Annotated in this window: 21 protein-coding genes; 16 read left to right on the plus strand and 5 right to left on the minus strand. The window is 57.6% G+C overall.

Features of this window, described 5'->3' with window-relative positions; all coding sequences use genetic code 11:
- Positions 1–58: 58 nt before the first annotated feature.
- The 4 genes from J7399_RS17055 to J7399_RS17070 all read left to right on the plus strand — a co-directional run bounded on the left by J7399_RS17055 (position 59) and on the right by J7399_RS17070 (position 3,554).
- Entirely contained in the window at positions 59–949 is an 891-nt protein-coding gene (locus J7399_RS17055; RefSeq protein ID WP_209087857.1) for a DMT family transporter, read from the plus strand.
- Between the two features lie 337 nt (positions 950–1,286).
- The gene (locus tag J7399_RS17060; RefSeq protein WP_209087860.1) at positions 1,287–2,216 is read left to right on the plus strand and encodes an AEC family transporter; all 930 of its coding nucleotides are present in this window, start codon (positions 1,287–1,289) and stop codon (positions 2,214–2,216) included.
- A 36-nt stretch (positions 2,217–2,252) separates the two neighbouring features.
- Entirely contained in the window at positions 2,253–3,086 is an 834-nt protein-coding gene (gene fghA, locus J7399_RS17065; RefSeq protein WP_209087863.1) for an S-formylglutathione hydrolase, read from the plus strand.
- A gap of 18 nt (positions 3,087–3,104) precedes the next feature.
- A complete protein-coding gene (locus tag J7399_RS17070) occupies positions 3,105–3,554 on the plus strand; it encodes a YaiI/YqxD family protein (protein WP_209087866.1) in 450 nt (149 codons plus the stop codon).
- Positions 3,555–3,569: 15 nt separating this feature from the next.
- Here the strand turns inward: J7399_RS17070 and J7399_RS17075 are convergent, their stop codons facing one another.
- Positions 3,570–4,064, minus strand: a complete 495-nt coding sequence (locus J7399_RS17075) for an SRPBCC domain-containing protein (RefSeq protein ID WP_209087869.1) — start codon at positions 4,062–4,064, stop codon at positions 3,570–3,572.
- Positions 4,065–4,307: 243 nt separating this feature from the next.
- Between J7399_RS17075 and J7399_RS17080 the strand changes: the two genes are divergently transcribed.
- The 3 genes from J7399_RS17080 (at position 4,308) to J7399_RS17090 (ending at position 6,892) form a co-directional block, all read left to right on the plus strand.
- A complete protein-coding gene (locus J7399_RS17080; protein ID WP_209087872.1) occupies positions 4,308–5,273 on the plus strand; it encodes a DMT family transporter in 966 nt (321 codons plus the stop codon).
- Positions 5,274–5,357: 84 nt separating this feature from the next.
- Positions 5,358–5,981 carry an HAD family phosphatase gene (locus J7399_RS17085; RefSeq protein WP_209087875.1) on the plus strand — a complete coding sequence of 208 codons (624 nt, stop codon included), beginning with the start codon at positions 5,358–5,360 and terminating at the stop codon, positions 5,979–5,981.
- On the plus strand, positions 5,978–6,892 hold the full coding sequence (locus J7399_RS17090; protein ID WP_209087878.1) for an ornithine cyclodeaminase: 915 nt from the start codon (positions 5,978–5,980) through the stop codon (positions 6,890–6,892). Before J7399_RS17085 ends, J7399_RS17090 begins: the two co-directional genes overlap by 4 nt.
- Positions 6,893–7,080: 188 nt before the next feature.
- On the opposite strand, the gene J7399_RS17095 is transcribed toward J7399_RS17090, so the two are convergent.
- Positions 7,081–8,319 (minus strand): MFS transporter, encoded by a 1,239-nt coding sequence (locus J7399_RS17095; RefSeq protein ID WP_209087881.1) that lies wholly within the window; start codon positions 8,317–8,319, stop codon positions 7,081–7,083.
- A 138-nt stretch (positions 8,320–8,457) separates the two neighbouring features.
- Between J7399_RS17095 and zapE the strand changes: the two genes are divergently transcribed.
- Both zapE and J7399_RS17105 read left to right on the plus strand, forming a co-directional pair.
- A complete protein-coding gene (gene zapE / locus J7399_RS17100) occupies positions 8,458–9,528 on the plus strand; it encodes a cell division protein ZapE (protein WP_209087884.1) in 1,071 nt (356 codons plus the stop codon).
- 134 nt (positions 9,529–9,662) lie between these two features.
- Positions 9,663–10,574: a LysR family transcriptional regulator gene (locus J7399_RS17105; RefSeq protein WP_209087888.1), complete on the plus strand. Its 912-nt coding sequence runs from the start codon at positions 9,663–9,665 to the stop codon at positions 10,572–10,574.
- 52 nt (positions 10,575–10,626) lie between these two features.
- Here J7399_RS17105 and J7399_RS17110 read toward each other — a convergent pair whose 3' ends face one another.
- Together J7399_RS17110 and J7399_RS17115 are read right to left on the minus strand one after the other, a co-directional pair.
- On the minus strand, positions 10,627–11,331 hold the full coding sequence (locus J7399_RS17110; protein WP_209087891.1) for an NAD(P)H-dependent oxidoreductase: 705 nt from the start codon (positions 11,329–11,331) through the stop codon (positions 10,627–10,629).
- Positions 11,332–11,647: 316 nt separating this feature from the next.
- Complete coding sequence (locus J7399_RS17115; RefSeq protein WP_209087894.1) at positions 11,648–14,437, minus strand: bifunctional aconitate hydratase 2/2-methylisocitrate dehydratase; 2,790 nt, start codon at positions 14,435–14,437, stop codon at positions 11,648–11,650.
- A 369-nt stretch (positions 14,438–14,806) separates the two neighbouring features.
- Between J7399_RS17115 and J7399_RS17120 the strand changes: the two genes are divergently transcribed.
- From J7399_RS17120 to J7399_RS17150, 7 genes are all read left to right on the plus strand, one after another.
- Entirely contained in the window at positions 14,807–15,451 is a 645-nt protein-coding gene (locus J7399_RS17120) for a hypothetical protein (RefSeq protein WP_209087897.1), read from the plus strand.
- Positions 15,452–15,463: 12 nt separating this feature from the next.
- A complete protein-coding gene (locus J7399_RS17125) occupies positions 15,464–16,453 on the plus strand; it encodes a hypothetical protein (RefSeq protein ID WP_209087900.1) in 990 nt (329 codons plus the stop codon).
- Between the two features lie 9 nt (positions 16,454–16,462).
- The gene (locus J7399_RS17130; protein WP_209087903.1) at positions 16,463–18,127 is read left to right on the plus strand and encodes a peroxidase; all 1,665 of its coding nucleotides are present in this window, start codon (positions 16,463–16,465) and stop codon (positions 18,125–18,127) included.
- A gap of 209 nt (positions 18,128–18,336) precedes the next feature.
- Positions 18,337–19,224 carry a GNAT family N-acetyltransferase gene (locus J7399_RS17135; protein WP_209087906.1) on the plus strand — a complete coding sequence of 296 codons (888 nt, stop codon included), beginning with the start codon at positions 18,337–18,339 and terminating at the stop codon, positions 19,222–19,224.
- 184 nt (positions 19,225–19,408) lie between these two features.
- Complete coding sequence (locus J7399_RS17140) at positions 19,409–19,957, plus strand: hypothetical protein (RefSeq protein ID WP_209087909.1); 549 nt, start codon at positions 19,409–19,411, stop codon at positions 19,955–19,957.
- Positions 19,958–20,253: 296 nt separating this feature from the next.
- Positions 20,254–23,169 carry a Hint domain-containing protein gene (locus tag J7399_RS17145; RefSeq protein ID WP_209087912.1) on the plus strand — a complete coding sequence of 972 codons (2,916 nt, stop codon included), beginning with the start codon at positions 20,254–20,256 and terminating at the stop codon, positions 23,167–23,169.
- An 8-nt stretch (positions 23,170–23,177) separates the two neighbouring features.
- Positions 23,178–24,215, plus strand: a complete 1,038-nt coding sequence (locus J7399_RS17150) for a hypothetical protein (RefSeq protein WP_209087915.1) — start codon at positions 23,178–23,180, stop codon at positions 24,213–24,215.
- A 237-nt stretch (positions 24,216–24,452) separates the two neighbouring features.
- Here the strand turns inward: J7399_RS17150 and J7399_RS17155 are convergent, their stop codons facing one another.
- Positions 24,453–25,166: a sugar transferase gene (locus tag J7399_RS17155; RefSeq protein ID WP_209087919.1), complete on the minus strand. Its 714-nt coding sequence runs from the start codon at positions 25,164–25,166 to the stop codon at positions 24,453–24,455.
- Positions 25,167–25,680: the final 514 nt, after the last annotated feature.

Consider the following 25,680-nt stretch of genomic DNA (forward strand, 5'->3'; position numbering starts at 1 on the left):
ACACATTTGATAGCACACTATTGCTACACAAAACGTAGCGAATCTTGTGAGCCCTGTCATGACCCTTCTTCCCCTTCTTGCCGCGCTGGGTGCCTCCTTTGGCTGGGCCAGTGGCATCGTGATTGCCCAATCCCCTGCAAAGCAGTTGGGGGCCTTTGCCTTCACCCATATCCAGCTGGTCGCCTGCGGGGTGCTTGCTGCCGCGCTCACCACCGCGCTCGGACATTGGCACAGCGTCCCGTGGCAGTTCTGGCCTGCCTTTGTGTTCAGCAGTGTCTTTGGCATACTGCTGGGCAACCTTGCCATGATCGCCTGCCTGCGCAGAGGCGGCCCCAGACGCACAGAGCTGCTGCTGTCTCTGAAAGCCCCCATCGTTGGCGGCATCGCCTTTTTCTGGCTCGGGGAAGTGCCCACGCCAGCTGATATCCTCGGCGCAACCATCACCCTGATCGGGGTCTGCATCGCCATTGTTTTTGGCACCAACACCCAATCCCAAAGCGACGCGCGCTTTGCTCCATTGCTGCATATTGTGGGCTTGGGCGTGGTGGCCACCGCATTGCAGGGGGCTGGTTTTCTGGCCATGAAACCCGCGCTCGAAGCCGGGCTGTCCCCCATCGCGGCCACCGCCCTGCGCCTGCTGGGTGCCGCAGCCTTGATTTCTGTGATGGCCTGCCTGCCAATGAAAGCCGTGAAACCGCATGCCGCGCTCGATCTGCCTTTGCTGGGCAAAACCATCCTGCCGGGGGTGATCGGCTATATATTTGCCTCCTCGCTGCTACTCTTTGCCTTTGCGCATCTGGATGCGGGCATCGCCGCAACACTGGGCGCATTGTCCCCGGTGCTGATCTTGCCGATCCTCTGGGCCAAGGAGCGCCTTCGGCCACACCCCATGGCCCTTATGGGCGCGCTGATCGCCGTGTCAGGCACAGCGGTCATCGCCTTGCTCTAACGCCTGTGCACAATCACGAGGTTGCATCAGAGCGCGGCCTATTTCGTCGTCATTTGGCCGTGAAATAGATGACTTGTCCTGCGTCCAAATCCCTAAATCATCGTCCAGCAAATCTGTAACAACTGTGGCAGGTCACATAGACCGGCCCCCGACCCTCCCCAAGGGAGGGGGCTGGTCGGCTTCGCCTCCTGCGCGCTGGTAGAGACCAAGCGCCTCAGGTTTTCACGACGATGATTTGGAACTGAGCAATTTTGGACTGAAGCTGATGCGACCTCCTGATTGCCCACAGGCCCCAGCCCGCCCTTGCCACCTGCACCAAACCTGTTAAGCCTTGGCCATGCTGGCAATCTTTCTGAAAACACTGCCGTTTTTTGCGCTCATTGGCCTTGGCTATTGGGCCGGGCGCACGCGGTTCTTCTCAGAGGAGGCCACGGCCTATCTCACCAAGTTTGTGTTCTACTTCGCGCTGTCGGCGATGCTGTTCCGCTTTGCCGCCAATCTCAGCCTCGCCGAGGTTCTGAACTGGCGCCTGATGGGGGCTTATCTGATGGGCAGCTGCGTGATTTACGGGCTGGCGACCAGCATTGCCATGCTGCGCAAACAGGATGTGGCCACCGCCGCTGTCGAGGCGCAATGCGCCACTATCGGCAATGTCGGCTTTTTGGGCGTGCCCATGCTGACTCTTCTGATGGGGCCAGACGCCATCGGCCCTGTGATGCTGGTGCTGGCGGTGGATCTGATTGTCTTCTCCAGCCTCATTGTGATCCTGATCACCGGCTCACGGGACGGGCGCATGAACCTCGCGATCCTGCGCACGGTTGCCGCCGGTTTGATTCGCAATCCTATGATAGTGGCGATTTCGCTGGGCTTTGCCTGGTCGGCCCTTGCGCTACCGATCCCCGCGCCAGTGAACGAGTTTCTGGCCATCCTTGGCGGCGCGGCCACTCCGGGGGCGCTCTTTGCCATTGGCGCGTCGCTGGCCAGCAAATCAGCCGAGCGCGTGCAGGTGGCGGTCTGGCTCAGCTTTGCCAAATTGGTGCTGCATCCGCTGTTTGTGGCCATTGCCGTGCTGTGGATTTTGCCGATTGATCCCTATTCCGCCAGCGTCGTGATCGCCGCCGCGGCCCTGCCGGTGGCTGGCAATGTCTATATGCTTGCACAGCACTATGGCGTCGCTCCGCATCGGGTGTCCGCCGCCATTCTTTTTTCCACCGTCGCATCCATCGCAACGGTCTCGCTGGTGATTGCATGGGTCAGCCAGTTCTGACATTTTGGCGCAAACCGTTTGGCAGGAGCCCCACCCATGGAATTGATCTCTGAAAACCGCGCCTTTGGCGGCACTCAAGGCGTCTACACACACAATGCGCACAGCACACGCTGTGACATGACTTTTGGCCTCTTTCTGCCCGAAGAAGCCAAGGTCGGCCCGGTGCCGCTCATCTGGTATCTCTCCGGCCTGACCTGCACCCATGAAAACGCCATGGTGAAGGCGGGCGCACAGCAATGGGCCGCCGAACAGGGCGTTGCGCTGGTCTTCCCCGACACCTCGCCCCGCGGCGAAGGCGTGGCGGATGATCCGGCTTATGATCTGGGTCAGGGCGCGGGCTTTTATGTGAATGCCACCCAAAAACCATGGGCGCCGCACTATAACATGTGGGACTACATCGCCGAGGATCTGCCGTCCTTCCTGCAGGAAGAATTCCCGGTGGATCTGTCGCGTCAGTCCATCATGGGCCACTCCATGGGTGGCCACGGCGCGCTGACGCTGGCCATGTCCCTGCCCGGCCGCTTCCGCTCCGTGTCAGCCTTTGCCCCCATCGCCAACCCAACTGCGGCGGACTGGGGCCGCAAACAGCTTTCTGCCTATCTGGGTGACGACGAAGCCGCCTGGGCCGCCCATGACGCAACGCTTCTGATGCGCGAGAAAGGCTTTGACGGGCCGATCCTTGTGGACACCGGCACCGACGATCAGTTCATTGATCTTTTGCGCCCCGAAGCGCTGGCCGAAGCCGCCAACGCCCGCCGTCAGGAAGCCATCCTGCGTCTGCAAAAAGGCTATGATCACAGCTACTTCTTTGTGTCGTCCTTCATGGAAGAGCACATCGCCTTCCACGCCGAAGCGCTCTACGCCGACTAAGAACAGGACAGCCCCAAAATGACTGCGATTTATGTGGATGCCGACGCCTGCCCGGTGAAAGCCGAGGTCGAACGGGTCGGCACCCGCCACAAGGTCAAAATCTACGTTGTCTCCAACGGCGGTCTCCGGCCCAGCCAGAACCCGCTTGTGGAAAACGTGATTGTGCCCGAAGGCCCGGATGTGGCCGATATGTGGATCGCAGACCGCGCCCAAACGGGGGATGTTGTCATCACCGGCGACATCCCTCTGGCCGCAAAATGCGTGGAGGCCGGAGCCCGCGTGCTCAAACACAACGGCGAGGCCCTCACCGCGGCCAACATCGGCAATGTGCTGGCCACCCGCGATCTCATGGCAGACCTGCGCGCCGCAGACCCGTTCCGTCAGGGCGGCGGCAAAGGCTTCACAAAGGCGGACCGCTCCCGCTTTCTGGATGCGCTTGAGCGCGAGCTGCGCGCCGCCAAGCGCTAATCCCAAAACGGCCGTTTACACCGCTTCCCCAACCAGCAGGCGCTCCATCCGCGCAAGGTTCTGGCGCCAGCCGCCTTCCACCATCGGCAGATACTCCACAAAACAGATCCGCTCTGTAAGCGACGCCGCCACCGGCACCATCGACACCCCGAGCTTGGTGTGCTCGCCCGCAGGCGCAAGGGTGATCGTGGTCAGAATATCCTGCGGCCAATTCGGCAACGACTGGCTTGGCGCTTTCTGCCAATCCGCATCGGTCGATTGATGCAGCCAGACCAGACGCGCTTTTTCCTCAATGGTCTTGAACAGAATGCGGCTGTGGTCACATTGCCCGTTAAACCGCATTTCCGTGCGCCACTCGCTACCTTCCTCAAAGGCAAAGCCATGGGTCACGGTCTCAACACCCGCCCCATACCACTGCCCAAGCAGCGACGGCGCACTCAAGGCGGCCCAGACCTGATCCATCGAAGCCGCAATATCGCGCTCCAAGGTGAATACCGGCACGTCGATCATGACCCTAGTGTTCCTTTTCCTGCGCGCGCCTCACACGCATCTGTCTTGCCTTCAAACACACCGGTGGCGTCCAAGGGCGCACCTGTGCTTCCCCTAAATACGGCCACAGCCTTAAGAAGTTCTGACGATAGACCGGATTTGCCCCCCCAAATCCGCACCGCTGCGCCCAACGCAAAAGCGCAAAATTCCGCACAGGTCGTTTTTGCTCTAGACGCTGAACGATTGTTCATCCCAAGTGGACACATGAGCCAAGCCCTGACCCATCGCCTGCCCCTCGGCCCGCTTTCGGCCGTGATCGCCGTGATCTTCTTCTCGATCAACGACGCGACGATCAAATTTCTGTCCGGCGACTACGCGCTGCATCAGATCGTGTTGATCCGCTCCGTCATCGGCTTGGCGATCCTGCTGGCCATCATCGTGCCTCTGCAGGGCGGCTTTGGCGTGCTGCGCACCAGCCGCTTTGGCATGCATATGTTGCGCGGCTTCTGCGTGGTCGCCGCAAACACCACCTTCTTTCTCGGCCTTGCGGTGCTGCCGCTGGCGGATGCGGTGGCGGTCTTCTTTGTCTCGCCACTACTGATCACCGCCTTTTCCGTGCTGCTGCTGGGGGAAAAGATCGGCCCGCGCCGCCTGCTGGCGGTGGGGCTTGGCATGGTTGGCGTTTTGATCATGGTGCGCCCCGGGGCTGAGGGTTTCAACGCCGCGCTCCTCCTGCCGATCCTCGCCGCCGTGGCCTATGCGCTGCTGCATGTGCTCACGCGCAAAATCGGCGGCACCGAAAGTGCGGCCACCATGTCGGTCTATATCCAGCTGGTCTTTGTGGTTGTTTCCGCCACCGTTGGGGCCACCCTCGGCCATGGCGCTTGGGAGGACAAAGGCGGCGAAATGCTCGCCTTCCTGCTGCGCAGCTGGCACATCCCCGCCGCGGCGGACTGGCCCCTGCTGGTGCTCTTGGGCATCGCCAGCGCGGGCGGCGGCTTCTTCATTTCGCAGGCCTACCGCCTGTCAGAAGCCAGCCTGATTGCCCCGCTGGAATATGTCGCCATGCCGATCGCGGTTGTCGTCGGCATCGTGCTCTTTGGCGAATGGCCCACGCCGGCTTCATGGCTCGGCATGGTGCTGATCATCGGCAGCGGCCTGTTTGTCTTCTGGCGCGAAACCAAGCTCGGCGATGTGCCCGCACCCGAACGCCCGCGCAGCCGCCGCTAAAGCGCACAGAGGCAGCAGAAACCGGTTCCCCTGACGCCCCCGCCGCTCTACGGTCAGCCCAAAATATCCATACAGGGGAAGACCATGTCGCAAATCGAGGCCGTGATCTTTGACATCGGCAATGTGCTGATCGAGTGGCAACCGGAGAATTTCTACGACCGCACCGTGGGAGAGGCGCGCCGCAAAGCCTTCTTTGCCGACACAGACATCCACCGCCACCACGAAGCCATTGATGCCGGGGCTTCCCTGCCGGGCATGATCGAAAGCCTGCTGCCGCAATACCCGGAGTATGAGGCGGAGCTGCGCATGTGGAACGACAATTGGAACGACCTCGCCGCCCCGGCAATCCCTCATTCCGTGCGCCTGCTGAACGCGCTGGTGGACAAAGGTGTGACGGTTTTCACCCTCACCAATTTTGGCCACGACAACTTCCCGCTGTCCCAAGCGGTTTACCCGTTCCTCAACCGCTTTGACCGCGAATATGTCTCTGGTCGTCTCAAACTGATCAAACCCGATCCGGCGATCTACGCCCATGTGGAAACCGACAGCGGTGTTGATCCCGCGCGTCTGCTCTTCACCGATGACCGCGCCGACAACATCGCCGCCGCCGCCGCGCGTGGCTGGCAAACCCATCTCTTTGAACACCCTCAGGGCTGGGCTGACCGGCTGGTGGCTGAGGGGCTCCTGACGGCGGAGGAAGCGCAATGATCCCCTATATCTCCTTTGAAGAAGGCGAGCGAAACATCAACTGGCTCGGCCTCACCGATGCGCTGGCCGCTGGCCATGATCTGCCCCGCGCCGAAATTTCCGACAGCTTTCTCTATCGCGGCAATGACACGCTGCTGCAGCGTCAGGCCTGGATCGACGGCCTGGGCATCGCGGTCAAATCCGCCACCGTTTTTCCCGGCAACCCGGCGCAGGACGTGCCCATGGTCAACGGGGCGGTCACCCTGTTTGACGACAAGATCGGCATGCTCTCCGCGCTGATCGATTTTCACCTCGTCACCAAATGGAAAACCGCAGGCGACAGCCTTCTGGCCGCCCGCCGCCTTGCCCGCCCTGACAGCAGCAACATCCTGATCGTTGGCGCAGGCACGCAGGGGCGCAACCTGCGCGACGCTTATGGCGCCGCCTTCCCGGAGGCGCGCTTCACCGTCTGGAACCGCACACAGGCCAATGCCGAGAAAATGGCCGCCGAGATCGAGGGCCTCTCTGTGGCCACCGATCTGGAAACCGCCGTGGGTGAGGCTGACATCATCACCTGCGCCACCATGTCCACAGAGCCCACTCTGCGCGGCGACTGGCTGCAACCCGGCCAGCATGTGGATCTGATCGGCGCCTATCGCCCCGACATGCGCGAGGCCGATGACACCGCCCTCAAACGCGCCCGCGTGTTTGTGGACAGCTACGCCACCACCTTGGATCATATCGGCGAGCTGAAGATCCCGCTGGCCGAGGGCACTCTCACCCGCGAGGATGTGCTGGCAGACTATTATGACCTGTCCCGGTTCACCCGCCAGTCAGAGGACGAGATCACACTCTTTAAAAACGGCGGGGGGGCCCATCTCGATCTGATGACCAGCCGCTACATTCTCGATCAATGGCAGGCTGTGCGCTAGCCCGCGCGCCGTCCTCTCACCAAACCGGAGTCTGGGGCGAGATTGCGCCCCAGCATGCTTCGCAGGGCCTCTGTTTGGCGGCGCAACGCGCGGTTGGGTAACCTTTTTTCGCCGCCAAATTTCGCACCTCCGCAATACAGCCGCGATACAGACGCAATACCGACGTTCCGATTTATGGTTAACGCGCCCTAGGTCGCAGACGCAACGGGCTCCCGTTTTTCGCGGATCGGCAGGTGCACAATCGCGCTGAACGCCCCGATGGCCACACCCAACCACCACACCACCGTGTAGTCGCCGTATTGGTCATACAAACGCCCGCCGAGCCAGACGCCCAGGAAGCTGCCAAGTTGATGAGAGAAAAAGACAATTCCGTAAAGCGTCGCCATATAGCGCAGCCCATAAAGATGCGCGACCAGCCCTGAGGTCAGTGGCACAGTGGCCAGCCAAAGAGAGCCCATCACCAGCGAGAAGACCACCACCGTTGTCGGCGTGATCGGCATCAGAATGAACATCGCCGCCGCGAGGGTACGTCCGGTGTAAACCCCTGCCAACAAATACTTTTTCTGATAGTACTTGCCCAACCAACCGGCCAGCAAAGTGCCTCCGATATTGGCCAGACCAATCAGTGAGATCGCCACCGCGCCCAGTGCCGAGGTGGTCGAAATCCCCAACCCCGCCAACATGCTCCCCGGCGCTATTGGCCCGCACATCTCAGTGATCATCGCCGGGAAATGCGCGGTCACAAAACCAAGCTGATAGCCGCAGCTGAAAAATCCAAGGAAAATCAACGTGTAAGACGGATCACGGAAGGCTTTCATCAAGATCGCCCCCATGCTCTCCTGCAGCTCCGCCTTCGGCGCCGCAGGTGCCCGCATCATCGGCAAGAGCAGCAGCACTGCCAGAATAACCGCCGCAAAAACAAGGAAGGTCTCCTGCCAGCTCAAAAAGCCCAGCATCCATTCCGCCAGCGGTGCCCCAAACACCTGCCCACCTGACCCCGCAGCCGTGGCAATCGCCAGTGACATAGAGCGGTTCTCATCCGAACTGGCCCGCCCCACGACCGCCAGGATCACCCCGAACCCCGTACCGGCAATGCCAAATCCCACAAGGATTTCATAGAGTTGATGCGCTTCGGGTGTGATCGCGAAAGACGACAGAACAAGCCCCGCCGCATAGGTCACAGCCCCCAGAATGATCGCTTTCCGGTCGCCCATCTTCTCGGAAATCATCCCGAAAAACGGCTGACCAATCCCCCAAGCAAGGTTCTGAATCGCGATCGCCAGAGAGAATTCGCTGCGCAACCAGCCAAACTCATCGGCAATCGGGATCTGAAACACCCCAAAGCTCGCCCGAATGGCAAAGCTCACCAGAATGATGATACAGCCCACAATCAGCACCGGGGTCATAAGAGGAGTCTTCTGCGGCATGGGGGTTCTCCTGTTGCGCAGAGCAGATACTGCACAGTTTAAGCAACACAGGCAATTCAGCATTTGTTTGCCCCTACATCACGCCTGTCAATGTAACGCCACTTTTCCTCCGCCCCGCGATTGGCTACACCCGATAATATGACAAGCTTGCCAGAGATTTACGCCGCCAAGGTTGCCGAAGGCATCCTCACGCCTGACGACGCCCAGACCGCCGTTTTGCCAGAGCTTGAGCGCATCCGCGCAGAGGTGAGCAAACCGGTCAAAAAGAGCTGGTTCCGCAAATCCACACCGGAGCCCGTGCAGGGTCTGTATCTCTGGGGCGGCGTGGGTCGGGGCAAATCCATGCTGATGGATCTGTTTGTCGAAAGCCTCTCTGTCCCCGTCCGCCGCGTACATTTCCATGCCTTTATGCAGGAAATCCACGAGGCCATGCACAAGGCCCGCGCTGATGGGGTTGAGGACGCCATTCAACCCGTGGCTCAAGCGGTGTCAGAGAGCGTGCGCGTGCTGGCATTTGATGAGATGCAGATCACCGACATCACCGATGCCATGATTGTGGGCCGCCTGTTTGAACAGCTCTTTGAGGCGGGCGTAGTGGTTGTCACCACCTCAAACCGCGTGCCTGACGACCTCTATAAAGATGGTCTCAACCGTCAGTTATTTCTGCCTTTTATCGCGATCATCAAGGAACAGCTGCGGGTCTGGGAGCTGGTCAGCCCAACCGACTACCGCCAAAACCGCCTTGCGGGCAATCAGGTCTATTTTGTTCAGGCCGGCACCGAAGCCCGCGCGCAAATCCGCGGCATCTGGGAAGATCTGACCGGTGGCGACGCGTCACCGCTGGTGCTTACGGTCAAAAGCCGCGAAGTCACCTTGCCCGCCTTCCGCAATGGTGTGGCTCAGGCAAGCTTCTTTGATCTCTGCGGCAAGATGCTTGGCCCCGGTGACTATCTGGCCATCGCCAATGCGGTGCGGGTTCTGATCCTAGAGGACATCCCGGCCCTGAGCCGCACAAACTTCAACGAAGCCAAGCGCTTCGTCACCCTGATCGACGCCCTATATGAGGCCCGCGTTCGCCTGATCTGCTCTGCCGCGGCAGAACCAGAGATGCTCTATCTCGAAGGGGAAGGCACCTTTGAGTTTGAACGCACCGCTTCCCGCCTGCGCGAAATGCAGGACGCAGAGTGGGGCAAAGAGCCGGAAAACTAATCCAAAAACAAAAGGCGTGGCGGCAATAAGATCATCCCCTTACGGCGCCCTTTGGTCACCTAAGCATTGCGCCATAGGGGAAAACCGCTCATTTCTGGATGGATCGTTCCATCCTTCCATGCAATGAGGCGCCCATGGATACTGACAGCCTCCGCCTTTTTGTGCTCGCCGCCGACAAGCTCAACATCAGCGCTGCTGGTCGGGAGCTTGGTCTGGCACCAGCCGTTGCCAGCGCCCGTCTGGCCAAACTGGAGCACGCCCTTGGGGCCGACCTGCTGCACCGCTCCACCCGAAAGGTGTCTCTGTCGCTGGAAGGCGCGGAGTTTCTTCCCTACGCGCGGGAAATCCTTGTTCAGGAGGAAGCCGCACTGGCCGCTTTGGGCCAAGGTCAGGCCATGCCCACGGGCACCCTGCGCTTCACCGCGCCAAGCACCTTTGCCCAGCTCTACATTGCCCCGATCCTGCCCAAATTTCTGGAGCAATACCCTGGTATTACGCTGGATCTGCGCCTCTCTGACAGCCGATTTGACCTGATCGAAGGCAGCTTTGACCTCGCCATCCGCAACTCAGCACTTGAGGACACCAGCCTCAAAGGGCGCAAACTGGCCAATGATCACCGCATCCTTTGCGCGGCCCCCAGCTATCTTGAGAAACGCGGCATCCCTCAAACGCCTGAGGATCTGCTGTCACATGAACTGATCGCCTTCGCTGATCAGGAAACCAAACCCCTGCGCCGCCGAGATGGGGAAATCGGGAGTTTTGACCCGCATAAAGCCCGAGGCCGGGTGATTTTGGACGATGGCCTCAGCCAGAAACTGGCGACCATCGCCGGGGCTGGCATCTCCAGCAATCCGGTCTGGAGCGTTCATCAGGAGCTGAAGTCCGGTACGCTTGTTCGGGTGTTGCCCGATCACGAGGTGGCAGATGGCTCAGTGCTCTGGATGATCTATCCCAAAACCAATGTGCTTTCTGCCAAGGTGCGGGTGTTTATGGATTTTCTGATCGAAGAGATCGGCAAATCCCCGGTCTGGCAGACCCCGGTATAAAACCGCGCCCCGTTTTTTGGGGCGCAGTCAAAGTGTTTCGACAAAGCCGACGTTAGAACCAGCTTACAGTCTCTTCCATGCTGCGGCGGGTCTTGCCGAACTCAGGCTCATTTGCGCGGTAGCCAAAGGCAAACATCACAGCCGGTTTGTAGAGCTTTGGATCGATGCCAAAGTGCTTTTCAAGCACCTCTGCGGTCTGCGCCATGTCAAAGCCTTCGATCGGGCAGGAATCGATCCCCATCAACGCGCCAGTGGTCATCATATTTGCCAGCACGATATAGGCCTGCTTGCCCGACCAGTCGCCGATCTCACGCGGGCTGGTGATCTTGTGATCATCGGATTGGAACTTGCCATAAGCGCCGTTGAAAATCTCGATCACCTCTTCCGGCAGCTGTTTCACAGTGCGGTAGAAGTTCTGCAGGTAATCGGAGCCTGCAGTCATGGTCTCTTCGGTATGCGCCAGAATGATGCCGAAGTGGCTCGCAGTGCCTAGTTGGCCGGTGCTGCCGTTCATCATCCCGTTTGCCCCCCAGGAGAACTCACGGAACAGTTCACGGTTTTCGGGCTTCTGGAGCATGACGATCTTGAACGGCTCATGCCCAAAGGAAGTTGGCGACAGGCGCGCGGCTTCCAGAATGGTCTCAAAGGAGGCGTCATCAATCTTGCGCTCAGCGTCGAACACTTTGGTCGCGTGACGGAAGTTGAAGGCCTCAAGAATTTCGGCCTGGATGCGGGTGGTGTCAGTGATGTCTTTCATGTCTTCACTCCAAAAATCTGATGGCGCTCAGTTATGAGAAGCGAGATCTGACAAAAACTGAGACGAGTCACAAAAGAGAATTCGGGTTTCGCATATAATTAACGGGTGAATTACACTTTGCCGGAAAGACGTAAATCAAGGGGTAACGCAACGAACTGCGCATCGCCAAAAGGGGCTAACCCGCTAAAATTATTTGTTTTTGAGAGACTCGACAGGCGAGAAAATCGCTTAGCAGGCGATTGTATGCATATCGCATCAGCGCCTGAAAAAGAAATCGGGCAGCACCTTTTCCAGATGCTGCCCGTCGGTGTGTTTCTTAGAAGTGTGCGGACTTCGCGTTCGCTGGCACCTGAAGCGGTGGAGCGAATTTGGTCAGGTCGATGCCTTCAACCGCCTCTTTGTACTCTTCCAGCGTTGGTGTGCGGCCGAGGATCGCGGAGAGCACCACCAGCGGTGTGGAGGCAAGCAGAGACTCACCCTTCTTCTCCGGCAGGTCAGCCACAACACGGCCTTGGAACAGGCGGGTTGAGGTCGCCAGAACGGTGTCACCCTTCGCAGCTTTCTCTTGGTTGCCCATGCAGAGGTTACAGCCTGGACGCTCAAGATAGAGAATGTTCTCATACTCGGTGCGCGCCTGCTGTTTCGGGAAGAGATCATCAAACTCAAAGCCCGAGTACTTCTGCAGGATGTCCCAGTCGCCCTCTTCCTTCATCTCGTCGATGATGTTGTAGGTCGGCGCGGCCACAACCAGCGGTGCCTTGAACTCGACTTTGCCATTGGCCGCTTCGAGGTTCTTCAGCATCTGAGCCACAATCTTCATGTCGCCCTTGTGCACCATGCAGGAGCCCACAAAGCCCAGATCCACTTTCTTTTCAGCGTTGTAGTAGCTGATCGGACGGATGGTGTCGTGGGTGTAGCGCTTGGAGACGTCTGCGTTGTTAACGTCCGGGTCGGCGATCATTGGCTCAACGATCTGTTCCAGATCCACCACAACTTCGGCGAAGTACTTCGCGTCGCTATCCGGGGTCAGTGCTGGCTTCTCACCAGACTGGATTTCGGCAATGCGGGCATCCGCCTTGTCGATCAGGCCCTGAAGCATCTTCACTTCGTTGTCCATGCCCTTGTCGATCATGATCTGGATGCGGGATTTCGCCAGCTCCAGAGAGCCGATCAGGGTCTCATCGTTGGAGATACAGATCGAGGCTTTCGCCTTCATCTCTGCGGTCCAGTCGGTGAAGGTGAAGGCTTGGTCCGCCAGCAGCGTGCCGATGTGCACTTCAATCACACGACCTTGGAACACGTTGTCGCCGTGCTGCTCCAGCATCTGCGCCTGAGTGGCGTGCACCACATCACGGAAGTCCATGTGATCAGCCATCTGACCTTTGAAGGTCACTTTCACAGACTCTGGGATCGGCATGGAGGCTTCACCGGTCGCCAGCGCCAGCGCCACAGTACCGGAGTCCGCACCGAAGGCCACGCCTTTGGACATACGGGTGTGGCTGTCGCCGCCGATGATGATGTCCCAGTCGTTCACGGTGATGTCGTTCAGCACCTTGTGAATCACGTCGGTCATGGAGTGATAAACGTCTTTGGGGTCACGCGCGGTGATCAGGCCGAAGTCGTTCATGAACTGCATCAGACGCGGCGTGTTGGCCTGCGCTTTTGCATCCCACACAGAGGCGGTGTGACAGCCAGACTGATAAGCACCATCCACGATTGGGGACACAACAGTCGCCGCCATCGCTTCCAGTTCCTGCATAGTCATCAGGCCGGTGGTGTCTTGAGAGCCAACGATGTTGACCTTTACGCGCACGTCGGAACCCGCCAGCAAAGTTGCACCCGGCGTGGAGCCCAGAGCGTTTTTGTTGAAGATCTTTTCAACGGCAGTGAGGCCTTGGCCTTCGGCGGTGATCTCTTTGGACGGTGCAAAGACAGGTGTTGCTTCCACGCCCAGAGCTTCTGCGGCAAATGTCTGCAGCTTCTTACCAAAGACAATCGCGTAAGAGCCGCCAGCTTTCATGAACTCGGCTTTTTGCGGGGTGAAGGCAGAGGACACATCCACCAGCTCTTCGCCGTCTTCGCTCAGCAGCTTTTTGTCTTTGGTGTTGATCTTCAGAACGGTGCCGGTCTCAACAGAGTATTTCTGCTCAAGGATCGGGTTGCCGTCGTTGTTGAGGATCGGGTTGCCATCCTCATCAGTTTTGCGCACCCAGTTCTTCAGGTCCAGACCGATGCCGCCGGTCACGCCAACAGTGGTCAGGAAGATCGGGGAGATGCCGTTGGTGCCCGCCACGATCGGCGCGTAGTTCACAAATGGCACGTAAGGGGAAGCTTGCTTACCGGTCCAGAGCGCCACGTTGTTCACGCCAGACATACGGGAGGACCCCACACCCATGGTGCCTTTTTCAGCGATCAGCATGACCTGCTTGCCAGGGTGCTGTAGCTTCAGCTCTTCGATGTGCTTCTGTGCCGCTTCGGTGATCATGCACTTGCCGTGCAGTTCACGGTCCGCACGGGAGTGTGCCTCGGCACCTGGAGACAGCAGGTCGGTGGAGATGTCACCTTCCGCCGCGATGAAGGTCACGATCTCGATCTCTTCGTCGATGTCAGGCAGCTTGGTGAAGAACTCTGCCTTCGCATAGCTTTCCAGCAGGTCTTTTGCGATTGCGTTGCCGCCATCCAGCGCTTCCTTCAGACGCGCTTGGTCCGCGTCATAGAGGAACACCTGAGTCTTCAGAACTTCTGCAGCTTGCTTTGCGATGGCTTCATCGTCGCCCAGCGCCAGATCCAGCAGCACGCGCACGGAAGGGCCACCCTTCATGTGCGAAAGCAGCTCAAATGCAAATTCCTGAGAAATCTCGGCCACATCAGCGGCGCCAAGAATGATCTCTTTGAGGAATTCCGCTTTCACACCAGCAGCGCTCGTGGTGCCCGGAAGTGTGTTGTAGATAAAGAAGTTAAGCGCACCTTCGCGCGCCTCGTTCCCGGTGTCCTTGATCAGTTCGATCAATTCGGCAACCAGGTCTCCCGCGTCAATCGGCTTGGGGTTCAAACCCTGCTCTTTGCGCGTTTCGATTTCAGCTAGGTAATCCGTATAAAGGCTCATGGCTATCCTGACGAGTAAGCGTTAGAAGAAGCGAGAGCACAGGGTGCTGACAAAGATCAGCGCGCCCTGAAGCGCTCTTTGTATGCCGATGTATACCAAGCTTACCTCGGTTACAAGGTCCAGACCAACGACAATATGCTTAAAACGCGTTGTGAACTAGGCCATTTGGCCGGAATCTCAAGCCCAGCAATCGCTCGCCTGCCACATGGCTGCGAAAGCGCATACCATATAAGGCCGTCTCCGTCACATCTTGCGGATGCGACCAAAGCACACCCCAAATTTTTCCGCCTTTTCCGTTAACAAACCGTCTCAATTGGCTTAGTCTGAGAGAATATTTTTAAGTGTGTTGTTATTTAGGTCGAGGTTTTTATGACCAATGTTGCCGGCAAGGCGTATGCCATGAATGTCGTCACCCCCAGCAGCCCCAAGCTGACATGGCTCAACCGATTGTTTTTCATGGCGGCCCGAGGATTGCCCGAGCGTCTGGCCGGGCTTTTGGGCCTGTCTCTCATTCACTTTGCCCGCTGGGTGATCATCAAACCCAAGGACTGGCCGGATCTCGGGCAAGGCCCGCAAAATCTGCAAAACGACTACGTTCTGTTCTGTTCCAATTTCAATGGGACCTGGGACCAATATATCGACGCCTTTTCCGATGGCATTCCCAGCGGGCTTGATCTGTTCTGGTTTTCCGCCACAAAATACCCGCTGTCGATACCTGTCACGCCCTTCAAAGATTACATCACCCACAATCAGATCAACACGGATTACTACTACAACGCCACCCCCGGCGCCGCGCAGCGTGACATCAAAGGGGCGCTAAAGGTTTATGATGCGCTCCTGCACCTGGAAACGATCTACGCCGAAGAAAGCCCAGAAGCCTTTGCCCGCAGTTTTCGAGAGGCCATGAGCCGGGTTCAAGGCTGTTTGGGCGATGTGGGCTTTGGCCCCGTCGCCAGCCTCAGCACCGAACGCGCGGATCTGAACCGCAACATCTATGTCGCCAATGATGCGTGAGGAGCGCCCCCAATGCCAGATCTGGACAGCGGCCACTATTTCCTGACCACGCTCTCCCCTATCCGCGACAGCGCCGCAGGCGAGCACACCCACACCTCATACACACAAGCCGCCCGCATCGCCTTGGCAAAAATGCCACCCGCGCTGCAATCTCCTGCCACGCAGAAAAGCGGCAAAAACAGCCCCTTTGCGCGCAACACGCGCACCCACTTTGCCCGTATGTTTTTGCTCAATGACGCGGTTTACAACGGACGTGTGAGCAAACGCTTTCGCGGAGACCCGATTGATCCGCAACATGTGGACCGCCTGAACACATCTTATGTGGTTTTTTGCGCCGACATTGACGCGATAACCGAAGATGGCGCCCCCTTGCCGGAAGAGCTTTCCCGCGCGGGACAAAAAGAAGTGCGCGCGGCTTATGCCCGCACGCTCTGGAACACCATGGAAGCCGAATTGCGCGCGGTTTATTGCAATTGTGAGGGCTTTGACGGCGTTCAGTCCGCGGATGACTTCGCGCTCTATCTGGACAAGTGCCACGTCGAAACGACCATGCCGTTTCATGACTACTACCTCAACCTGCCCGACTTTCACCACCTGCCGCTGCGCCGCCTGATTGCCTTGGTCGCTGTGCCACTGCTCTTTGCTCTTTTGGGGCTCTTGCTGCGCCTGATCGGCGTAATGGACATGCCGCTTCTACCTATCAGCACCTTCTGGGCCTTTATCGGCGGCTTGCTCGCGGCTGTCCTCATGGCCGCTGCAGCGGTGTGGTATGTGTGCCAAAACGGGAAGAAACCTCTGCCCCCCGCAGAATATGACGATCTACCCTCAGTGCTTAAGGCACTCTATCTGCAGCAGAAATTTGCCGATTTCGCCATAGACACCCAAGGGGCAGATCCCGAAGAACTCCACGCGCAGTTTGGCGCCTTTCTCGCCGCCCATCAGCCGGCAAACAAGACCGCGCCAACACAGCCCCCCGGCACGATTGCCGCCCCAAAACCATAAGGACAGCCCATGGCACGCACCCTCAATCTGCATGACATTCAGGGCAATGTGATCCGCGCTTATGGCCGGTATTCCTTCCCATATGCCCGCTACTTTTTTCTGCATATCGACAAGGCTGCCGAGGGGCGCAAGTTTGTCGACGCACTTCGCAAGGTTGTCACCACAGGCGCACGCTGGCCGGAAGAGGCCGAGAAACCCGCCTGTACAGTCAATATCGCCTTCAGCTTCATGGGCCTTCTCGCTTTGGAAGTGCCAACACGCACCTTGAAAGGTATGCCCTTTGAGTTCGCCGACGGCATGAAGGCGCGCGCCTTTGTTCTGGGCGATCTGGACACCACAAAGGTGGCGCAGGACGATCCAGAATGGGATGCACATTGGGATCCCATCTGGCAAAAAAACCGCGCTCCCGGCAGCGGAGGGGCTGAGGATGTGCACATCTGGATTTCGCTGAACGCACAACTTGCGCAACCCGGTAAGGCTGCGCCCTCCCCCGCCCTTGAGACACGCACCCAGTGGATGCGCGATCTGTGCGAGGCCTCAGGTGGCGGCGTGCGCATATTGAATGCCGGTCGTGATGACAGGGCGGATTATCTGGAAGCCAATGCCGTGTTTGACACCCACGGCGATGTCGTGCTGCCCACACCCAAAGAGCATTTTGGCTTCGCAGACGGCATCGGTGATCCGGTGTTTGACGGGCAGTACCGCCCCGAAGACATGCCTGATCGGGTGATCGGGCGCGGCAAACGCATGAATGGCAAATGGACGCCCATTGCCACCGGAGAGTTTATTCTTGGCCATCCCGACGAAAGTCAGGAGTTGCCCCCTGCCGCCATGCCGCCTGAGTTTTCACACAACGGCACCTTCATGGCGTTTCGCAAGCTCCATGAAAACGTCGGCAGCTTCAATGAGGTGCTGGAGGCGGAAAGCGCACGCTTCGCTAAGGTGATGTCGGTCCCAAAAGAAGAAGCGCGTGAAACGCTCATGGCCAAAATGTGTGGCCGTTGGTCTGACGGCGTGCCGCTGGCCAAGCACCCAACATTTGCGGGCTGGCAAGCCTTTAAAGCAGGGCGCGGCTTTGACGATCCAGATCCGGTCAAAGCGCTTGAAAATCAGATGGCTTTCCTGCGCTCCCCCTGCGCTTCAGATTTCCGCTACGCAGATGACATGCCAGGCAACAAGGTGCCCGGCGGCGCACATATTCGGCGCATGAACACGCGCGACTATCTCGACCCGCTCAATCAGGACGGCGTTGATGCCGAAGGAATGCCGTACCCCAACAAAAACGCCACCCATGCGCTCAACAAACGGCGCCGCGTGCTGCGTCGTGGCCTGCCCTACGGCAGCTCAGATGCCAGCAAAAACACAGATGAAACCGAACAGGGCGTCGCCATGATACTGATGGGAGCAAGCCTGTTTCGTCAGTTTGAGTTTGTGCAGCAGCAGTGGGTGCAATACGGGCTGGATTTCAACCAAGGCAATAACACCTGCCCCATGCTGGGCGATCACAGCACCCATAAACGCCACACCATTCCGGCGGATCCGAAATGCGGAAAGCCGCCCTACATCATGTCCAAGCTCAAAACCTTTGTGGAGTGCCGGGGCGGAGAATATTTCTTTGTACCCTCAATGACCGCCTTGCGGCTCATTGCTATGGGCGTGGTGGACCCAACATAAACAAGCGACGTGGCGCGGGGTCAGAGCCAAAGCCATTCAATCACCGACAGCACCAGAAACACAGGAATAGAAAGTCCTGTGGCCAAAAGAAGGGCCGCCGCCTTCGTCCATTTCGCGCTTGGTGCGGTCTGACCATATACGGGGGTTTGTTTTGATTTTCTCATGAGTTTATTAACCATGATTTAGGTTTCAGATGCGTTAATGGCCGCATGTTTGATGCTTGCCCAGACCTCCCGCCAACCCCGCTTCAGCAAAGTGATGAATATCGCAAGGCTCTGGCGCTGACCAAGACGCAAACCTCCGCGCTGGAGGACGGCACGCTGGTGCTGCGGCGCAAATTGGCAGGTGTGCCTGTGGCAATGCTCCCCCGCGCACAGCTCTCCCAAGACACGCTCCCCGTGCTGATCCGCAAACCTATCAAAGGCGGCAGCCTCCACAAACACCTCTTGGTGTTAAACCCCGATCAGCCCGCCCCGTGGCTGGGCAAGCTCGGCGCGGTTCCGGTGATGACCCCGCAGCACATCGCGGAGCTATCTTTACAGGGTGATCTCCGCGCGCAACTTCACCAAAAGTGGCGCAACCGATTGCGCTTTGCCGAACAGCAGGATCTGCGTATCACACGGCAGAACATGACACTCAAACCCGATCAGTGGCTGCTGCAACAAAATCAGGCCCAGCAGAAAGAGCGCGGCTACAACGGCTGGCCCGATGCCCTCACGCTGGCCTATGCCAAGGCCAACCCCGGGTGCGCCAAGCTCTTCACCGCTTTCTCCGGCAAGACCCCTGTCGCTGCGATGCTGTTTTTGCGACATGGGCACAGCGCCACCTATCACATCAGCCACAGCACCGCTCTGGGCCGCTCATTGGCCGCACATAACCTGCTTATGTGGCAAGGCATGTGCTGGCTGGCCACCAAAGGGGCTTTGCATCTCGATCTGGGCATTGCCTCCACCGAAGGCTCCGCAGCAGGCCTCGCCCGCTTCAAACTGGGAACCGGTGCAACACTGCGCCCACTCGGTGGCACGTGGCTCTGGTGGCCGCCAATACGCGGAATGCTACGCCCCTTGAGTTTGCTGGACCAAAACCTGATGAAATGAGTGAACGACGGTCCAAGCCAGCAAGAAATAGCAACGCATTTCTAAGGGGGAAACGGGCTAAATCCCTGCGCCGATGGGATGCCATATTTCACCCTCCTGAACGCGTGAATTGAATTCACACAGTGTGTATCACTTGGCCCCACCCGAAGTGCGCTCACTGGCGCAAAGGACCTCAGATTGCGCCATGAAGATCAAAAACCTCATTTCTGCGAGCGCGCAGCAGATCGACAAAGGCATGGAGTTCGAGTGCAATGCCGGCGTCGCGATCAATGGCATTGCGAACCGCGTAAACCACATTTCCAAGCTGAAGCCCAAGCTGACAAACACAGCCGTCGAGCAAGTCAGAAATCTGACGGAAATCAACAGCAGCACATCTCAACCTGAGCGAATCAACCAGCGCAACGCGACGATGGGCGAAGACGCCACCGCCACCGGCCAGATACTTAGAAACGACGCAGAAACCCTGCCAGAGATCGTCGCAATCTTTCACGGTGATAGTGCTGAATCAGGTCCAAGCTCAGGAGAATCGATTGCCGCTCATCAGCTCGGAGAACGCGTCATATGCACAGCTTTCGCTGCGGCCAAACTTGAAGCCTCTTCAAGCTGCAGCTTTCGCATTCTGGTACATACGCAACGCCACAGCGCACAGATCTCTGTAAATAAGGGCATTCTCGTCACTCGTTCGTCCGAAAGGACACACCTGAGACACGAAGAGGTCCCGCACGCGTCCTAATTTTATCACAAATGAAGGGCATTTTCGTGCCCCATGACGACACTGGGGATGACTACGGACTTTGTTCAAGTAAGTTCACACTTTCATAACAAACTCGTTGCTTGGTGCGCACTCACACTCTAAGTAGTGTCGGTTCGCAAATAAGCATCGGGTAGAATACCCGTTGTGCTACGGGACTTACGAAACGGCCCTCGCTGGCATCCTCTCATGTGCGTTTAAGAAGTCTTTTATCAATCTGGGGTTAGCTCTCAGAGAATTTTTGCATTCTGCACGCGCAGACCTAAGGAGGTGCCGAAATGTCAGGCGGTAGTGGTAGCGGATCCGGTAGCGGTTCTGGAAGCGGTTCTGGGAGCGGCTCCGGCGGCGGTGGCGGAGGTCTCGCCCCCCTCAATCCTGGTCCCGATGGTGTCGTACGCGGCGGCAATGGCGGTGAGAACATCTTCCCGGGCTTCACCGATGGCGACGGCGACCGCGTTGATAGCAACGATGCGCGCCTCCCCGGAGAAGCGGGCAACGATGACATCATCTATGCCAACGGCGGCAACGACACAGTCAACGCAGGCGCAGGCAACGATTACATTGATGCAGGCTCTGGTAATGACGTTGCTTACGGCGGTGACGGTAACGATGTGGTTGCAGGCAACGAAGGCAACGACACCGTTTATGCTGGTGATGGCAATGACACTGTGTTCGGCGGCGGCGGGAATGACAGCATCAGCGCTGGCTCAGGAAATGACCGCATCTATGGGGACACGCAGACCGGCAACACTGGCAACCTGATCACCAATGGGGATTTCTCCTCAAGCGCTGGCTGGCATCGCGTCGATGGCAACTACGATGGCGTAAGGCCAATTGTTGGCGGCGGGCACGCACAGTTCAATCAGGGTGGCCGCGCGGCTGGCGACGCAATTCAGCAGTCTTTCGCAACAAATATCGGTGCAGAGCATACTGTATCTCTGGACCTGTTTGAAAACCACTCAGGTGTCGCGCACCACGGTTTCCGTATCGACGTTCTGGATTCAGACGGCAATGTCATTTCGTCTGAAACCGTCGCGGTTCAAGATGGCACGTCAGAGCATGTAAGCTTTACTTTCACAGCGACGACCCCAAACACCACGCTGCGCATCACCAACACGACGGCTACCGGTAACAGCGGCAGCAGCGACGGCAAAATCGACAATGTGTCCGTTATCGAAACCCCGTCTGTGGCGGGCAATGACACTATCGATGCGGGGTCGGGCAATGACTTCGTGGACGGTGGCGCGGGGAATGACAACATTCTGGCGGGAAGCGGCAACGATTCGGTTGATGCGGGCGCTGACAACGACACCGTCTATGGCAACGAAGGCAATGACACCATTAATGCCGGGGACGGCAATGATTTTGTGGCGGGGGGCTTTGGCACCGACTCCATGGATGGTGGCGCGGGCAACGATACGGTCACATACGCAGATTCCTTTGGCACTGCGTCGGAATTTGTGGAGCTTGACCTACAGGCAGGCACCGGGCGTCTGAACGGCGGCGCTGCTGTGGAAACCGTGCGCAACTTTGAAAACGCAATTGGTGCGCGTGGCAACGACACGATCTCCGGCACAGACGGCGGCAACATTATCAAGGGTGAAGGGGGCAATGACACCATCGATGGGCGTGGTGGCAACGACACGCTTTTTGGTGGCGATGGCGATGATCTGGTCACTGGTGGCCAGGGCGTGGACAATCAGGACGGCGGCGCAGGGAATGACACGGTGTCCTTTGAGGGTGCCAACGGCAACGGCATCTCCCATGTGCGCTTTGACATGGCCAGAGAAGAGGCCGACCTGATCAATAGCAGCAACCATGTTGTGAATATTGAGAACGTCACCAACTTCGAAAATGCCATTGGCTCCAGCGGGAGCGACTGGATTTCCGGTGACGGCAATGGCAACCGCATCGAAGGCCGGGACGGCAACGATATTCTTGACGGTCGCGATGGCGATGACACGCTGGAAGGTGATGGCGGCAATGACATCCTCATCGGTGGCAGCGGTGACGATGTGCTCGACGGCGGCGCCGGCAATGACCGACTCTTTGGCCGCTCCGATGAGGATACGTTTGTCAGCAGCGATGGCAATGACACGATTGATGGCGGCAATGACCGCGACACCTACAAGAGCGCCGACCCTGCGGATGAGCACATTGATGCCTTCATCGACGATGGTGGCAACGGCCACATCGACAAACTGATCGAGGGCTCTCGCGACACGGTCAATCAGGTCGAGCATTTTGTGGCAGATGAGACTGCAAATGATGACTCCATCACACTGACAACCAATGTCACCGACGTGTCAACGATCACGGGCTTTGACAACAGTGCCACCGGGGTGTTCACCCCCAACAACGGCGCTGCGATCAACTTTGGTGGCCCAGGTCAGCCCACGCTGCGCGACATTCTGGACGGCAATGTACCGAATGTGTCGCCGGGTGGCACCTACCGGATCACCGATGGCGACGAAAGCGGCCAAGTTGGCAATATCTCCTTTGAGAACTTCGAAGAGATCAACTTCACCGTTGTCTGCTTTGCCCGCGGCACTCAAATCGCAAGCTCGGAAGGCGAGGTCGCCATTGAGACCCTGTCGGTTGGCGACAAGGTGATGACCAAAGACAACGGCGCGCAGCCTATCCGCTGGATCGGCAACCGCCACATCTCGGCGGAGGAGCTTGAAAAGCACCCGAACCTGAAGCCTGTGCGCATCTCTGCCGGCGCTTTGGGGCCGGACATGCCCAAGCGTGACCTGGTGGTCAGCCCACAGCACCGGATCTTTGTCAGCTCCAAAATTGCCGAGCGTATGTTTGGCAAAAGTGAGGTGCTGATTGCCGCCAAGAAGCTGACCATGTTCAAAGGCATTGATGTGGTGGAGGACAACCCGGATGGCGTGTCCTACTATCACTTCCTCTGCGAGAACCACGAGCTGGTCTGGTCGGAAGGCACTGTGACGGAGACCCTCTTCACCGGCACCGAAGCGCTTAAATCGCTTTCCCCGGAGGCGCGGGACGAGATATTTGCCATCTTCCCGGAGCTCAAGACCGGTGGAGAAAATGGCATTCCGATGATCGCGCGCGCCACACCAAAAGGCGCAGAGCTGCGGGTGTTCTTGGAGCGCATGCAGCGGAACCGCAAGACGCTTGTGGACCCCAAAACGGCGGCTTCCGCCGAGGTTCAAATCCGTCAGTGAGGTAAGCCATGAAGGACACGCACAGCGTGGACCGTGTCGGCGGAGTTGAGGTCGCAAGCCTCATCTCCGCCACAGAAAAACTCCTCGGGCAGCCGGTGATCAAAGCCAGCTGCCCGGGTGGGCGTGACCGGGCGGTTTTTCGGATGTATCTGGAAGATCAAACAGTGATTGTGTCCCGTCGGGACAACACCAAAGGCGCTGCACGGGAGCGGCGCATTCTGGAGCATGTCGCCCCCTGCACAGATCATTTCCCTCAACTGATTGGCGAGCATCAGGGGTTTCTGTTTCAGACAGATATGGGCCCGGTGAGTCTCGCAAATCGGATCGGGGCCATACGTCCCGCTGAGCAAAAGGCACTGTTTGACGACGCCATTGTCTCGGTCTTCAACTATCAAATGCACATCGGACGCCCCTTGCCTCAAGCTGAGGTGCCTGTGCTGTTTCAGGACAATGCGAAGCGTCAGTATTTCTGCGACGGCCCCATTCGCACGGCATCGGTCTTTGGTCTGACGCTTGACGGATACGATCCTGACAAACTGGCAATCGAATTTGCACCAACAGACGCATTCTTTTTGAAATGGGACAACCGGCTCGCAAACGCTTCTGTCGCACCGTCAGGCACAATTGGCTGGTTTGATTTTGAGGACAGTTTTGTCGGTTCAGGTTTTGAAGATCTGGCTTGGCTGGCAGCAGATGAATACCATGCGCTGTCTTTTGCCGACATTTACCCGCTCTTTGTCGCACGGATCGAAGAATATCACGGGCTGGCCGCCCCTCTCGTGCTGCGCCGGTTCCATCTGATGACCACCCTCCTAATCGCGCTGCGCACGCGCCGCATCGGGCGTCACTTGATCAAACGCCGCCGCTGGTACACCCGGCAGGAGATCGAGAAATCAGATCGCGTTGGTGCGCATCCTGAGATGGTTCAGGCCCTGCTGCTGCGTGGCGAGACCTTCGCTGCGATGGAGAAAGAAACCTGGCCTCTCGTGAGGATGTTTGAGCAGATCCGCGAACAGCTCCAAGGCGCCCGAGGCACGGCTGACTGACATATGAAAGTGCATATCATATGCGCTTTCTGGATCGAAAAACCTCTCAAAGGAATAAGAGCGCAGATGCCCCCATCTGCGCTCTTATTTTAGTCTAGCGACGGTATTCAAACCAATTGAACTCGTTACTTAAATTGGGTCTTCAAAATTAGACCTCAAATGCATGCGCGCATTTCTGATCTCTATGCCAAAAGAAATTTCCGACTATTAAACCTCACGGCCTGCGCTGAGCTCTGATTAGCACCCAGTGCGTTTGACAACTGCTTGTGACGTCTTAAGCACAATGCGGATGTCAAATCCCATGCTCATGCGCTGCAGGTATTCGTAGTCCATAGCCACACGGTCGTCATAAGAAACGCTATTGCGTCCTGACACCTGCCAAAGACCCGTAATACCCGGTTTCTGAGCGAGGTAGAATTCTTCGCCGTGGCCGTATTTCTTAAGTTCATCCTGAACAACAGGACGCGGCCCGACAAAACTCATTTCGCCGACCAAAACATTCCAAATCTGCGGCAATTCATCCAGGCTGGTTTTTCTCAGGAAATCACCAAACTTTGTAATACGCGGATCATCAGTCAGTTTATGATTTGCATACCACTCTTTTGCCGCTTCCGGATTTTCACGCAGATAGGCTTGGAGTTTTTCCTCTGCCCCCATCACCATTGTGCGCACTTTCCAGCATTTGAACTTACGACCATCTTTCCCAACGCGCACATGACCAAAAAAGCCACTGCCGCCGTCGCGACGCGTCGCAGCCCAAAGGCAAAAAATGACCGGCGCCAAAACCGGAAGCATGATCAAGGCCAGAGCAATATCGAAGGCACGCTTACCGGCGCGGCGATAAAACCGGTTTGCCGTAGCGCGTACAGTAGCCTTTGTGGCTGATCTTTCATCAGAGCGAGTGAAGCTCTGCCGGGCGAACAAAAAACGTTCTTCCACAATATCTTTCATGACCAAAACTCAAAACAGAACTTACGAAAAATAGCGAAAAGTATTCTTAGGTATTGGATAAACAGTAGTTTGATTCTGATTGTAAGTAAATTTTTAACTTATCTATATTCGTGACTTTTCTGCGCTGCAGAGACCTTTTGATTCTCCATTTTTTAGCGCCATGCGTCAGTCAGAAAAACCTGACTAATTTACATAAAAGAGAAATCTCCCTGAAATTCACGCACAATTAGATCGCGCCAATTAGCGAATTTGAAAGCGAAATTGTTCTCAAGTTAAATTTAGAAAATACACATAAACGACATATACTTACGCAAAGCGCTCCAACGAATACCACCCGCGAAATAAGCGCATGAATCTCTCGAAAAACAAGGGGATTTGCGCCATTTGTGACATCCCCTCATTTGGGACGGCACCGGGACGCAGGCATTCATTTTTTGGCGTATTACCTTCAAGGAATTCCCAATAAACGTGTTTTCCAAGACCGGATTCAGTGCAGCTGCAGCGCCCAAAATAT

Source organism: Shimia sp. R9_1, from assembly GCF_017743775.1.
Lineage (GTDB): Bacteria > Pseudomonadota > Alphaproteobacteria > Rhodobacterales > Rhodobacteraceae > Shimia.